Here is a 13,281-nt window from a genome sequence, read left to right on the forward strand (position 1 = left end):
TCACCCCACCCGTACCGAATACCGCGAATCAGTTCCCCCACTGCCACCTAGGTGGTAGCGTCGCGCCATCAGTAACACGGTTACTCATGGATGCGGCGTACGTTGGCCGTGTCTGAATGCTGCAGCCGCCCAACAGCTTCCAGGAAAGGCAGCCCCGCTCACGGGGCCGAAACCCAGCCATGACTTCCTTGTTCACCCGGACGGCGCGACGCTGCGCCGCCGTCGCGGCGGTAACGCTGCTGATGCCGCTCGGTGCGGCGTCCATCCAGCCCGCCGCCGGTGCGCCGACGGGGCAGGCGGTGGGTCCGGCCGACTGTCTACCCGGCTCCCTCCCGGAAACCGGACTGCAGGGCGATGTGCCCGCCGCCGACCGTGACAGCGGCCGCACCCGTGACGGATTTCGCTGCAATATGCGCCTGCTCGGCAGTTCGGCAGGTCGTGGTGGCGGCATCACCTCGGTGACCTATGACCATTGCGCCTACATCGGCACCTTCTTTCCCGGCAACCTGCTCGGGCCCGACATCGGTGTGCGCGTGCTCGATGTCGCCGATCCGACCGCCCCGGTGCAGACCGCGACCCTGACCGAACCGGCCATGATCGCGGGGACTTGGGAGAGCCTGAAGGTCAACGCGGCGCGAAAACTACTGGTGGGCGCGGGCGTTCCCGCACTGACCGGTGCCGGGCTGTTGTCGGTGTACGACATCTCCGACTGCGCGCACCCGCGCCTGCTCAATCCGGGTCCCGGCACCGACCTGGCACTGCCGGTACCGATCACCGCCCATGAGGGCGGCTTCTCCCCCGACGGGCGAACCTACTGGGCATCGGGAACAGCGCCCGGGCTGCTCAGCGCCGTCGATCTCACCGATCCGGCAAACCCACGCGTGATCTGGCAGGGTCTGGCCGGGTTGTCGATGCACGGATTCGGCCTCTCCCCCGACGGCAACCGGATGTATCTGGCCAACAACATCGGCGGGATGAAGATCCTCGACGTGAGCGCGGTGCAGCGGCGTGATCCCGAACCACGCGTGCAGGAGCTGGCCGATATGCCATGGACCGACGGCTGGGCCACTCAGCATGCCGTACCCGTGACCTACCGAGGTGCGCCCTACGTCTTCGCCGTCGATGAGGCGGGGTCGGGTGGCGTCAAGCTCATCGACGTCTCCGACGATCACCGACCCCGGCTGGCGCAGTCGATCAAACTCGCGATCAACCTGCCGGAGAACCAGGACAGCATGATCGCCTCGGCCTCGGGCGGCTCGCTGTTCGCCTACGACGCGCATTACTGCGCCGCCGACCGGCCGACCGACCCCACCGCGCTGGCCTGCAGCTGGACCTCGTCGGGTATCCGCGTGTTCGACGTGCGCGACCCCGCGACCATTCGCGAGATCGCCTACTTCAACCCGCCCGCGCGCACCGCTGAGAAGGCCGAGCTGTGGAACTCACCGCACGCGCTCGCCTCGATCATCGGGCCACCGCTGCTCGCGGCACCGACCGTGGCCCAGTCGATGTTGCAGGGGCAGTTCGATCCGCAACAGGCACTCAGTTCGCGCACCGGCACACTGACTTTCGGTGATCTGTCCACAGACTGGTGCTTCTCGCCGCCCGAATGGCGTGGCAACCAGCTCTGGACCACCTGCGCGGACAACGGTTTTCTGGCCCTCGAGCTCGCACCTTCGGTCTACACCCCGCCCTCCGATCAGGCATCGACGACCGGATCATGAACCGGCACACCCTGTTCCGTGTCGCGACGATGGCGGGACTAGCCGTCTTACTGCTGGCGATGGGTATGGCGCTGCGGCCGGTGCTGATCTCGGGTGAACCCGCGCGCGAGCCACTGCTGACCGCTACCGAGATCGGCTTCGTGCAGGACATGGTGGCCCACCACAGCCAGGCATTGATGCTGGTGCAACGGCTCGACCCCGGTGTGGAGCCGTCGGTGGCGAGGTTGGCAGGCCAGATAGCCGACACCCAACGCACCGAACTGGGAATGCTGCTCGGGTGGTTGCGGCTGGCGAACGCACCGGTCACCGCCCCGCATCCGATGGCCTGGATGGCGCAGTCCGAGGCGCACCGGCACAACACCACGGCCCTCGAATCGCGCAACCCGGTGATGCCTGGCATGGCGACCACCGCCGAACTCGACCAACTCGCCGCCGCCCGCGGCGGGCAGGCCGAGGTGCTGTTCCTGCAGCTCATGCGCCGCCACCACTACGGCGGCGTCGAGATGGCCGCCGCCGCCGATGCACTGCTCACCGGCGGTGAGGTCGAGCGCGCAGCGCGCGGCATGGTGACCGAGCAGGGCCGCGAGGCCGGACTGCTCGACCTCCTGCTCTCTCGACATGGCGTCTGAACCTCCGCTCCTCCTATCCCCCGAACCATGAAAGTTGCTGACATGTCCGAGTTCACCCGCCGCTCACTGCTGACCGGCGCCGCGGCTGCCGGGCTCGCCCTCGCCGCGACTCGCACCGCCTCGGCCCACACCGGCATCGCGGTCCGCACCGGCGGCGTACCACTCACCAGGCACGAGCGCCGGGTCGTCGTGATCGGCTCCGGCTTCGGCGGCGGCGTCACCGCGCTGCGGCTGGCGCAGGCAGGCGTCGACGTGCTGATGCTCGAACGCGGCAAGCGCTGGGCGACCGGCCCCAACTCCGAAACCTTCCCGCGCGCCTCGCAGCCAGACAAACGCCTGCTCTGGCACCGCTCCAACCCGGTGTTGTTCGGCCGCCCACTGATATTCGAGCCGTACACCGGCCTGGTGGAAGCGGTGGCCGGTGCCGGGATGACCGCGCTGTGCGCCGCGGGCCTCGGCGGCGGCTCGCTGGTCTACCAGGGCATGTCGCTGCAGCCCACCCGCGAGGTGTTCGAGACGCATCTGCCGTCCGAGCTCGACTGGGGGCTGATGGACCGGGTTCACTACCCCCGGGTCGCGCGCATGCTCGGCCTCGCCACCGCGCCCGACGAGCTGGTCGATCACGAGAACTACCTGGCGGCAAGGGTTTTCGCCGACCGTGTCCGCGCCGCGGGCATGCCGTTGTCAAAGATCCCGATGCCGATCGACTGGAACTACGCGCTGGCCGAACTGCGCGGGGAGATGAAGCCGTCCTACACCAACGGTGACGGTGCCATGGGTGTGAACAACGGCGGCAAGAACTCCGTCGACGTCACCTATATCGCGGCGGCCGAGGCCACCGGCCGGGTCGACGTGCAGACCCTGCACGAGGTCACCGATATCGAACGAGCGCCCGACGGCCGCTGGGTGGTGCGCGTCGACCGACTCGACACCGCGGGCACCGTGCTCGAGAACAAGATCATCACCACCCCCACGCTGGTGCTCGCGGCGGGCAGTCTCAACACCACCCAGCTGCTCGTGCGGGCCGGTGCGAAGGGCCATATCCCCGACCTGCCCGACGGACTCGGCGGCGGGTGGGGCACCAACGCGGACCGAATCTATGTGTGGCGCAACCCATCCGCCGGGTTCGGCAGCGCCCAGGGCGGACCCGTTGTGTACGGCAGCAAGAACTGGGACGACCCGAAGGCGGCGTTCACCGTGATCCAAGCCTCGATTCCCCCGCTGGCCGTCGACCCCGGCAGCACCATGCTGGTCGGTTACGGCGTGAGCAGCGGGCGCGGCGAGTTCGTCTACGAGTCGGGCACCGACAGCGCGACCCTGCGCTGGCCCAGCGATGGCGACCGCGCGATCCAGGACGGGCACATCGACCCGGCGGTGCGCCGCATCGCCGGACCCGACAGCATGCTGCTCGACACCAACGCGGTGTTCCCGTCCACCTGGCATCCGCTCGGCGGCGCGAATATGGGCACGGTCTGCGATCTGGACGGGCGGGTGCTCGGTCAGCGCGGCCTCTATGTCCTCGACGGTGCCCTCATGCCCGGCAACACCGCCGCGTGCAATCCGTCGATGACGATCGCCGCCGTCGCCGAACGCGCGCTCGACAATCTCGTCCACACCGATGTGGGGACGGTGATCTGACAGCAGGCACCCTCGGCTATCGCTGACCCGTGCGGACGCCGTCCGCACGGGCGACGATCCGGCGAGCCTGGCTCAGAATCGGCGCGTCCACCATCGCACCGTCGACGGCGAAGACGCCCCGCGAGTGCTCCGCCGCGCCGAGAACGCGTCGCGCCCAATCGAGTTCGGCGAGGCCGGGACGGTAGGCCTCGGCGATGACCGCGACCTGCGTGGGATGCAGGGCCACCTTGATATCGAATCCGGACGCGACGGCGTCGGCTGATTCGGCGGCCAATCCGTCCAGATCGGGGATATCGAGATAGACCCCGTCCACCGCCAGCTTGCCGTGAGCTTTCGCCGCGAGCAGTGTTGCCGAGCGCAGGTGCTTGGCGACATCGCGATAGGTGCCGTTCGCGTGCCGGGACGAGCTGCCGCCCAGTGCTGCGACAAGATCTTCGGCACCCCACATCAGGGCGCTCACCGCGGACGAGCGAGCGATGTCGTCGAGCTGCCGAACGCCGGCCGGGGTCTCGACCAGCGCGACGATGTCATAGCCGCCCAGCGACGGCGGAATGTCGCCGGTTTCGGTTTTGGGGAGCATGAGTTGGCGGAAGGGTGTGCGCTCGACGACGTCGAGGTCGGGCTGGAAATGCGCCGAACCGAGCGGGTTGATCCGGATGATCGTTCGCGCGGGATCCAGGCGGCATTGCCGGATCGCCTCGCGCGCAGCGGCTTTCGCCTCCTCGCCGACACCGTCTTCCAGGTCCAGGATCACCGTGTCCGCGCACGCCGCCGCCTTGGCGAACCGCTCGGGCCGGTCCGCCGGACAGAACAGCCACACCGGGCCGCCCTGCGCACTACGTCCCTCGATTGTCATAGCGCAAACGATAACGTCATTCTCGCTTGTAATTCAACATATTTCGGCACATTGAGTCGGTGAAGATCTGCCATGAGCGGATATGATGGAAATGCCATTCTCGCAACTCGCCAAGAAAATGGGAAGCTTATGACCTCGCATCACGCCACCGCCGCAGCACGCAAGGGGGCGCCCCGGACCGCCGATGTCCGGTGGCGGCGGCCGGATGCGGTCGATCCGTTGCCGCGCCCGAACGGGCCTGCCTTCCAGGAGAAGCCGCAGTCTCAGGCGGTACACCAGGTACTGGACTTCTTCGAGAAGTGCCCGGACTGCGGCTATCCCGCGGAGGCCACCGAGACGCGGCGAATCTTCACCGACGGGCGCACGGACACGACATTGCAGCCGACCTGCGGGCTGCCGTGCGGATGGCGGGGAGCCCCGCGCGAGAACCGCGGCCGATGAGCCGGTCGGCACCGGGACGACCCCGCCCGATGCCGAGCGCTCAGCGGCCGCTGACGGCGGGCGTGGCGGCACCGACGCGCAGCGTCACCCGATCCTGGTAGAACGCCAGGTGCCCGCGCAGCCGCGCGACCTGTGGGGCCGGGTCCTCGTAGCTCCACGCCAGTGGCTCGTCGCCGTCGCCGTCGAAGCGCCAGTAGGTGGCTTCGCCTTTGAACGGGCAGATCGTGCTGTATCCCGTAGCCCTGCGCAACGAGACGCCGAAGTCCTCTCTCGGCAGATAGAAGACGAGTCCGTGGTCCTGCTCGTCGACCAGTAGCGCCCGCACCGATTCCGCGACCAGTAGCTCGCCCACGTGGACGGTGATGCGGTTGCGGCGGGCGTGGATGTCTATCCGATAGTCGGGGCGGGTCACGAATCCTGGGTACTCGGTCATCGAAATCCTCCTGTCACAGCCTCGCGCGCACAGGTACCGCGGCCTCGTCGGCCCGTGGCCTGCGGATCATGGCCTCCTGCGTGAACGAGGCGAGCAAGCGCCCACTCTCGGTGTGCACCAGTCCGCGAACACACGACATTCCGGCGCCGATCTGGATGCTCTCATGGGTGTACAGCAGCCAGCCCGCCCATTCGACCGGCTCGTGGAACCGCACCGAGACGGTCATGACCGCGGTGGACAGGCTGTGATGCGCCTGCGCGGTGCCGATCCCGGGATGCGCCCGCAAGCTGGCAGACACCGACAGATGCCCGGTGAAGTGCGCCAACAGCGCCTTGCCCAGATCGTCGCGTTCGGGGACCGGGTCGTAGTGCAGCCACGCGTGCAGTTCCGGCGGACCGACTTCGTCGGGGTCGTTCACATCGGCCACCCCGACGATGCGCAGATCCCGGCCGATCATGGGCATGTTCGCGGGCAGCGCGGCCGTTGGGCCCGGCACCTCGGGACGCGGTACATGGTGGCGCACAACGTCTTCGGTCGGCGCGTCGGCCAGCACCGACACGGTGGCGCATCGCCGGCCCGCCTGCTCCACCGCGACCACGGTGCTCGCCATGGAACGGCCACAGTGCGTCACGTCCACGGTGAACCGCACCGGCGCCGCGGCGTCGACCGCCCGGCTGAACACCGCGTGCCCGGAACGAACAACCTTGTCCGGCAACGCCTTCGCGGTAGCGACCAGCGCCTGCGCCAACAGTTGCGTACCGTCGACCACCTCTCGCGCGCCGCCGTCGCTGACGCCGACGTAGCTGCTCGGGCCGTCGGGTTCGACGTCGAAGATTCGCAACATCGCCGATACCGATGACATCGCCGACTCCTGCCGATCCGGTGTGATCGTCATCTGACCTCCGTCGCCCCAGCCCCTCTCGCCGCGACAACAGGTGCCGCACCCAGTGCGAGAGGCTCATTCTCTTCCTATGAGAATCTATATTACACTCACATCATGCCCGACATGTGGAACGACCTGCTCGCGTGCCTGGAATTGAAGCCGGCCGCGAGCACAGACACCATCGCCTACGAGGCCGTGAACCAGACCCTGCCCTACCACCGGATCTTCGGCGGTCAGATCCTGGGGCAGCTGGTCGTGGCCGCCCGGCTCGCCGTCCCCGAGAAGAGCGTGAAGTCGCTACACACGGTCTTCACGCGGGAGGGACGGTCGGACACCCCGATCCGGTACGAGGCGAACATCCAGCACGAAGGCCGTTCCTTCGCCACCGCCACCCTGCTCGCGTACCAGGCAGATCAGGTGATCGCGACGGCCGTGGCCTCGCTGCACACCCCCGAGGACGGCCCGCGGCGCCAGAGCCTGCCCGCGGTCGGCGAACCACCCGGCGCGGAGCACGAGGTGGTATTTCCCTTGCTGCCGTGGGAGGCTCGCTCCAGCGACGACCTCGACAGCACCGCGGCCGGACCGCCCACCTACACGATGTGGATGCGTACCCCTCCTGTCGCACCCGAACTGGGTGCCCCCTTGACCGCCTACGCCACCGACTTGACGCTGATCGGCACCGCGTTGCGGCCCGAGGACGGGATCAGCCATACCGGCAACGGCACCCGGTTCCTGTCCGCGGTCACCTCCCACACACTGTGGTTCCACCAGCCGGTCCGCAGCGATGCCTGGCAGGTGCTGCGCCAGCACAGCCCGATCCTGGCCCAGGGCCGTGCCTTCGGGCGCGGCGACGTGCTCACCGAGGACGGCGAGCTGGTGGCGTCCTACGCCCAGGAGGCAATGTTCCGGCTGCGCCCGTGAAGCACAGCAGAAGGGCCGTCGGCGCCATCGCGCCGGCGGCCCAGTCGCTTTCGCGGGGTCAGTCGCTCGCCGGAAGGGGGGCAGCACCTTTCAATGCCAGCGGCTCGGCGCCTACGCTGAGCGTGCCCGCACCCGCCTTCGTCACGAGAATCTCGGCACCGGACGCGTCGACATAGCGCTTGCCCAGCACATTCCCGTCGGCGAATTTCGCGTCGGGCGCACCGCCCGCCCGCGCACCATCGAGCGGAACCATCGGCACTCCGCCCGCCCGCAGATCGTCGAGACTGCTGCCCGCTTTCACCACGATGACTTCGGTGTCACACACCTGACTGCGCAGTCGCGCACCGTTGTTGACCATTGGCACTGTTCTCCTTCTTGTGGCTATCTACCCGCGCCGGGCACCGGTTGCGAGCTGTACTCCGTGACCAAGTCACGCCGCAGGATCTTCCCGGTCGGCGTCGCGGGCAAGGTGTTCCGGAAGACGACCCGGTCCGGGGTTCGCGAACCGCGCAGGCTGGCGCGGGCGAATCCGCGCAGTTCCTCCGGGTCCGGGTCTCCCTCGGGCACCACCACCGCGACGATGATCTGACCCCACTGCGGATCATCGATCCCGATGACGACGACCTCGCGCACCTGGGGGTGCTCTACCAGCACGTCCTCGATCTCGGCGGGTGCGATGTTCTCCCCGCCACGGATGATGGTGTCGTCGGAACGCCCACCGATATAGAGGAATCCGTCGGCGTCGAGTTCGGCCACATCCTTGGTCGCGAACCAGCCGAACGCGTCGAGAACCGATCCGATCCCGGTGTAGCGACCCGACACCTGCGGCCCGCGCACGTACAGCTCACCCGTGACACCCACCGGTAGCACGGTGCCGTTCGCGTCACGGATCTGCAGCTCGATACCGGGAACCGGGGTGCCGACCGAACCCAGCTTGCGCGCCACCGCCGGATCGCCGGAAGTCACGGCGGCGCGGTGCTCGTCCGGCCCGAGAACAGCGATGGTGGAACTGGTTTCGGTCAGGCCGTAGGCGTTGACGAAACCGACCTCGGGCAGCAGGCGCAGCGCTGTCCGCAACAGCGGCAGAGCAACCTTGGAGCCACCGTAGGCGAGGGTCTGCAGCGACGGTAGCGTCGCGCCGGTGCGTTGCAGCTCGGCGACGACGCGGGCGAGCATCGTCGGCACGACGGTTGCCGTGGTGACCGCCTCACGATCGACCACGGCGATCCATTCGGCGGCGTCGAAAGCGCGCAGGTACACCACTTTTCGTCCGGCGTACAGGTGCGACATCGCCGCACCGATACCGGCGATGTGATAGGGCGGTACGCACACCAGCGCGGCGTCGCGCGGTGCGGCGGAATCGAATTCGATCGTGCCGGTGATGTAGCTGACCAGGTTGTTGTGCGTGAGTTCGACTGCTTTCGGCGTCGAGGTGGTGCCGGAGGTGAACAGCACGACCGCGACCTGTTCCGGGTCCACCGCCACCGAGACCGGCTCGGCCACCGCCGCCTGTTCCAGAAACTGCGCCGAACGCACAACGGCCACACCGGAACCCGGCACTTCGCGCGCGACGATCTCGTGGAACTCGTCATCGCAGACGATCAGCGGGGTGTCGAGTCGCGCGATGAGCGCGCCGAGAGCATCGGCACCGAGTCGGTAGTTCAACGGCGTGAAGGGCACCGACGCTTGCGCTGCGGCGAAAAGCAACAGCGGCAACAGATGCCCGCCGGTCCCGACATAGACGAGGCTGCGTGCGCCGGATCCCGCCAGCACGCCCGCCCCGCCCTGTGCCAGCGCCTGCAGCTCGGCCACGGTCCACTGCACCTGTCCGCAGACCACCGCCCGCCGATCCGGGTTGCTCGACGCCGCCATGTCCAGCAGCAGCGAAATGCTCATGTCGCGCCCTCTCCACCCACACCGCTCGACGGCACGCTGAGGGGCCGTCGAGGCAGCCGGTGCCGTGATATTGCATTCTCCGGAGAAGAGAATAGCATATTCACTGACAGTGACCGCGAGCTGAAGAGGCGGGCAAACCCGTGATCCGTGTCGTCGACGCGCTAGCCGAGCCAGACTTCGATGCCGCGGCGACGCCCGCGGGAGTTGTCGTCGCGGTGGCCGACGATCCGGCGGCCGCGGCGGGCACCTATTGGCTCGAACACGCCACCCTGACTTTGACCACGATGGCAACGGTCGACCCACGGGTGGTGACCGTGCCATCGGTCTCCGACGCGCTCGACCGTCTCGACCGTCAGTGCACCGCCAGCCCGCTGGCCGCGACCATCTGCGACGACGTGCTGCGCGCCGGGCACACAGCGGGTTTCGACCAGGGTCTGCTCATCGAATCGCTGGCGTACTCCACGCTGCAGGGCGGGCCGGAATTCGCCGCCTGGCTCCGTGGGCGCGGAACGAAAAGCCGCACACCCGAGTCCGGCGATCCACTCGTGATCCGCCGCGAGGGGCAGACGCTGCACATCGGCTTCGATCGGCCGCACCGGCACAACGCTTTCGACGATCGCACGCGCGCCGCGCTGCTCGACGCGCTGGCCGTTGCCCGCTGGGACGATTCGATCCGCGCGGTCGAACTCACCGGCAACGGACCCAGCTTCTGCAGCGGTGGCGATCTCGCCGAATTCGGGACCTTCACCGATGTGGCGAGCGCCCATCTGGCTCGCACCCGCTACAGCCCAGCCCGCGCGCTGCACGCACTCGCGCAGCGTCTCGGGCCGCATTTGCGGGCCCACATCCACGGCCGCACCACCGGCAGCGGGCTCGAGATGGCCGCCTTCTGCGGCACCGTGACCGCCCATCCCGACACGGTTGTCGGACTGCCCGAACTTCAGCTCGGGTTGATCCCCGGTGCGGGCGGAACAGTGAGCGTGCCACGCCGAATCGGTCGCTGGCGCACCGCGTACATGGCGCTCAGCGGGAGCGTGGTCGATGCAGCCACCGCGTTGGACTGGGGGCTGGTGGACGAGATCATCGGATCCGGCGGTGCCACAACACCGACGACGGCGCGCTCCACCGCAGCGCCGTGACAGCCACCGATTGGGCCGCTTGCGGTGCCCTGTGGCTGACCGGTGACCCCGATGCAGCACCGGATCAGAGTCGATCCGGAATTCTCGCCCATGCCCGCACCGTCGCCGACGGGTTCACCGCGCGCACCGGGGTCCCGATCGATGTGGGTGTCGAACTGACCGGGCGAGCCGCACTGCTCGGGCTGTCGCGCCGGGGGCGGATTTCCGCGGGCGGGGCAACCCGGCTGATCGCGACCAGGGACGGGTGGTGTGCGCTCACCCTGGCTCGGGATGTCGACCGGGAGGCGATTCCAGCCCTGCTGGAGACCGCCACGGTTTCGGAGCCTTGGACGGCGGTTACCCGTTGGGCCGCAGACCTTTCCGCGTCGGAAGTCACCGCGCGCGCTCGCTTGCTCGGGCTGCCCGTGGCGGCGCTCGGTGAGCAGACACCCGCCCGGCCTGTCGTTCGGCGGATCGGGCCCGCCGGACCACCGCGGAGCCCATCCGGCTGCCTGGTAGTGGACCTGTCGTCGATGTGGGCGGGGCCGCTGTGCGGCAGACTGTTGATGGAGGCCGGCGCCACCGTCGTCAAGGTCGAAAGCCCGTCCCGCCCGGACGGCACCCGCCGCACTCCGCGATTCTTCGACTGGATGAACGCTGGAAAGCTGTGCTATTCCGTCGATTTCGATGCGCCCGAGGCACTGCGCAGCCTGCTCGCTCGCGCCGACGTGGTCCTGGAGTCCTCGCGCCCGACGGCATTGACCCGGCGCGGACTCGGCCCCGACCTCCCCGGCCGACCCGGCCGAGTGTGGGCGCGAATCACCGCCCATGGCAGCGGAATCGGTGCGAACTGGACCGGATTCGGCGATGACGCCGCGGTCGCCGGCGGGCTGGTCGGCATCGCCCAGGGCGGGCCCTACTTCTGCGCGGACGCGATCGCCGATCCCCTCACCGGGCTGGAGGCAGCCCGGTCGGTCGCCGAGGCGCTGGCCCGCGGCGGCGGCGAGCTGATCGAGGTGTCGTTGAGTGCGGTCGCGGCCGAATATGCCGCGCTACCAACGACTCCCGCACTCCCCCGGGGCGTCGCCATCCGGCCGGCATCGCCCCGGATCACCGGGCGGGGGTCGGCGCCGGGTGCGGACCGGGACGCAGTCCACGCACTCGCCTCGGTGCCGGCTCAGTGAACCGAGAACGGGAACTCAGCGGAGGCGCTCGGCGATGACCGCGGCGATCTCGACGGCGCCCGCGCAGTAATCCCAGTCCGGGTGGGGATCTACGACAGCGAACTCGAACGCGAACAGCCCGCCCGAGGCCACCGACACCCAGATCCGGCAATTGCGGCGGCCGCTTTCGCTGTGGTCATCGATGAGGAACGCGGGTCGGTCCGCGATAGTGAGCGTCCGGAAGCGGTCCTCAGTGCGATGGAGGTCCTCATGCGCCCGGAATTCCTGCCGATAGACAGGGGCGAAGTACATCTTGACCTGGCGAGGGTTCGCCGCGGCGGTGAGCCATCTGCAGTAGTGGGGATTGCCCGACCTGTCCGGCTCCCCAGGGCCGGCGAAACCGAAACGGGCGAGGTCGTCGAGCCCGAGCACCGTGCACGGGTGATTCAACAACTGGGCCAGCGTCCACGGCGGGGATACCGGCGGTGGCGTATCCGGCCCCAGAACTGTCGGCGGGGACGTGAGGGCCGCCGACCCCGAGGTGTCACATCCGGTCATCACGGCCGCGATGACCGATCCGACCGCCACGACCACGATCGTGCGCCGCCAACCCCTGGCTCGGTTATGCATAACCATTCCTCCCGCACACGATCACAGCACAACCGACGCGGATGCGCACCTGGCGAGGCCCGAAGTTTCGGCGCGAATGATGCTCTCTTACCAAGAGATGTGTATTCTCACTGCCGAAGAGCATATCCGTTCAAGTGGTGCATGGTTGATCGCCATGCACCGGGCAGGAGGCCATCATGGGCCTTTCCCCGCTTCCCGAGGACCAGTGGGATGACGAGGTCGACAAGGCACTGGCACGAATGCTGCCCGCGGAGCGGCGCAATCCGGCCCAGGCAGGCAACGCACTGTCGGTGCTGGTCCGCCACCCGGCACTGACTCGCGCATTCCTCGGCTTCAACGTGCACCTGCAATTCAGTTCCACCCTCGAGCCCAGGTTGCGCGAACTGGCCATCTTGCGCGTGGCACACCGCCGCGACTGCGCCTACGAATGGCAGCACCACGCCGCGATGGGCCGCGCTGCCGGACTCACCGACACCGATATCGAAGCGGCACGCCGAAACGGCACCGCCGCCGACGAATTCGATCGCCTGGTGCTGGACGCGGTGGACGAACTCGACGAGAAGTCCGCGTTGTCGGACGAGACATGGACGGCCCTCGGCGCCCGACTCGATGACCGCCAGCGCATGGACTTCGTCTTCACCGTCGGCTGCTATGCCACCTTGGCCATGGCGTTCAACACCTTCGGTATCGCCCCGGATGAAACAGCCGGCTACCCGCAACATTGAGCGAGGGGTGCGGGAACGAAAGCATCGAACGCGGCAGTGCCCGGGATGCCGACCTCGCGGCGCCGGCGAGCACCGCCAAGCGCGAAGCCGACGAGCACAACCAAGAGTGCGTCCACTGCCTGGCGAGGGCCGTAGGTACGACGCCCGGCAACGCTTGTCCACCCCTCGATTTCCAGCAAAGTTTGATGCCGGGCGATCGGGTCTCACTCGATCCGCTGGGCCGATGC

14 protein-coding genes are annotated in these 13,281 nt (G+C 68.4%); 8 read left to right on the forward strand and 6 right to left on the reverse strand.

The window, feature by feature from the left end; all coding sequences use genetic code 11:
• Nucleotides 1-179 precede the first annotated feature (179 nt).
• From ACQHI0_RS13450 to ACQHI0_RS13460, 3 genes are read left to right on the forward strand one after another with little or no spacing between them, the layout of a single operon-like run.
• Complete coding sequence (locus ACQHI0_RS13450; protein ID WP_427908269.1) at nucleotides 180-1,721, forward strand: LVIVD repeat-containing protein; 1,542 nt, start codon at nucleotides 180-182, stop codon at nucleotides 1,719-1,721.
• Nucleotides 1,718-2,350 carry a DUF305 domain-containing protein gene (locus tag ACQHI0_RS13455; RefSeq protein ID WP_427908270.1) on the forward strand — a complete coding sequence of 211 codons (633 nt, stop codon included), beginning with the start codon at nucleotides 1,718-1,720 and terminating at the stop codon, nucleotides 2,348-2,350. Before ACQHI0_RS13450 ends, ACQHI0_RS13455 begins: the two co-directional genes overlap by 4 nt.
• 42 nt (nucleotides 2,351-2,392) lie before the next feature.
• Nucleotides 2,393-3,988: a GMC oxidoreductase gene (locus tag ACQHI0_RS13460; protein WP_427908271.1), complete on the forward strand. Its 1,596-nt coding sequence runs from the start codon at nucleotides 2,393-2,395 to the stop codon at nucleotides 3,986-3,988.
• Nucleotides 3,989-4,004: 16 nt separating this feature from the next.
• On the opposite strand, the gene ACQHI0_RS13465 is transcribed toward ACQHI0_RS13460, so the two are convergent.
• Nucleotides 4,005-4,844 carry an HpcH/HpaI aldolase/citrate lyase family protein gene (locus ACQHI0_RS13465; protein ID WP_427908272.1) on the reverse strand — a complete coding sequence of 280 codons (840 nt, stop codon included), beginning with the start codon at nucleotides 4,842-4,844 and terminating at the stop codon, nucleotides 4,005-4,007.
• A 129-nt stretch (nucleotides 4,845-4,973) separates the two neighbouring features.
• Here ACQHI0_RS13465 and ACQHI0_RS13470 point away from each other — a divergent pair, with 129 nt between their 5' ends.
• A complete protein-coding gene (locus ACQHI0_RS13470; protein WP_427908273.1) occupies nucleotides 4,974-5,285 on the forward strand; it encodes a hypothetical protein in 312 nt (103 codons plus the stop codon).
• Nucleotides 5,286-5,325: 40 nt separating this feature from the next.
• Here ACQHI0_RS13470 and ACQHI0_RS13475 read toward each other — a convergent pair whose 3' ends face one another.
• A complete protein-coding gene (locus ACQHI0_RS13475; protein WP_427908274.1) occupies nucleotides 5,326-5,718 on the reverse strand; it encodes a DUF427 domain-containing protein in 393 nt (130 codons plus the stop codon).
• Nucleotides 5,719-5,731: 13 nt separating this feature from the next.
• Nucleotides 5,732-6,613, reverse strand: a complete 882-nt coding sequence (locus ACQHI0_RS13480; protein WP_427908275.1) for an acyl-CoA thioesterase — start codon at nucleotides 6,611-6,613, stop codon at nucleotides 5,732-5,734.
• 102 nt (nucleotides 6,614-6,715) lie between these two features.
• On the opposite strand from ACQHI0_RS13480, the gene ACQHI0_RS13485 reads away from it, so the two are divergent.
• The gene (locus ACQHI0_RS13485) at nucleotides 6,716-7,522 is read left to right on the forward strand and encodes an acyl-CoA thioesterase (RefSeq protein WP_427908276.1); all 807 of its coding nucleotides are present in this window, start codon (nucleotides 6,716-6,718) and stop codon (nucleotides 7,520-7,522) included.
• Between the two features lie 58 nt (nucleotides 7,523-7,580).
• On the opposite strand, the gene ACQHI0_RS13490 is transcribed toward ACQHI0_RS13485, so the two are convergent.
• On the reverse strand, nucleotides 7,581-7,880 hold the full coding sequence (locus ACQHI0_RS13490) for a hypothetical protein (protein WP_427908277.1): 300 nt from the start codon (nucleotides 7,878-7,880) through the stop codon (nucleotides 7,581-7,583).
• A 23-nt stretch (nucleotides 7,881-7,903) separates the two neighbouring features.
• Nucleotides 7,904-9,418, reverse strand: coding sequence for a class I adenylate-forming enzyme family protein (locus ACQHI0_RS13495; protein WP_427908278.1), 1,515 nt, complete (start codon nucleotides 9,416-9,418; stop codon nucleotides 7,904-7,906).
• Between the two features lie 140 nt (nucleotides 9,419-9,558).
• Here ACQHI0_RS13495 and ACQHI0_RS13500 point away from each other — a divergent pair, with 140 nt between their 5' ends.
• Together ACQHI0_RS13500 and ACQHI0_RS13505 are read left to right on the forward strand one after the other, a co-directional pair.
• Nucleotides 9,559-10,557, forward strand: coding sequence for an enoyl-CoA hydratase/isomerase family protein (locus ACQHI0_RS13500; protein WP_427908279.1), 999 nt, complete (start codon nucleotides 9,559-9,561; stop codon nucleotides 10,555-10,557).
• Complete coding sequence (locus ACQHI0_RS13505; RefSeq protein WP_427908280.1) at nucleotides 10,554-11,720, forward strand: CoA transferase; 1,167 nt, start codon at nucleotides 10,554-10,556, stop codon at nucleotides 11,718-11,720. The genes ACQHI0_RS13500 and ACQHI0_RS13505 overlap by 4 nt, the downstream gene beginning before the upstream one ends.
• A gap of 15 nt (nucleotides 11,721-11,735) precedes the next feature.
• Here ACQHI0_RS13505 and ACQHI0_RS13510 read toward each other — a convergent pair whose 3' ends face one another.
• The gene (locus tag ACQHI0_RS13510) at nucleotides 11,736-12,329 is read right to left on the reverse strand and encodes a DUF3558 family protein (RefSeq protein ID WP_427908281.1); all 594 of its coding nucleotides are present in this window, start codon (nucleotides 12,327-12,329) and stop codon (nucleotides 11,736-11,738) included.
• Between the two features lie 176 nt (nucleotides 12,330-12,505).
• On the opposite strand from ACQHI0_RS13510, the gene ACQHI0_RS13515 reads away from it, so the two are divergent.
• A complete protein-coding gene (locus tag ACQHI0_RS13515) occupies nucleotides 12,506-13,054 on the forward strand; it encodes a carboxymuconolactone decarboxylase family protein (RefSeq protein ID WP_427908282.1) in 549 nt (182 codons plus the stop codon).
• The last annotated feature ends 227 nt before the right edge of the window (nucleotides 13,055-13,281 follow it).

It is taken from the genome of Nocardia sp. FBN12 (genome assembly GCF_050320175.1).
In the GTDB taxonomy this organism is placed as follows: Bacteria; Actinomycetota; Actinomycetes; order Mycobacteriales; family Mycobacteriaceae; genus Nocardia.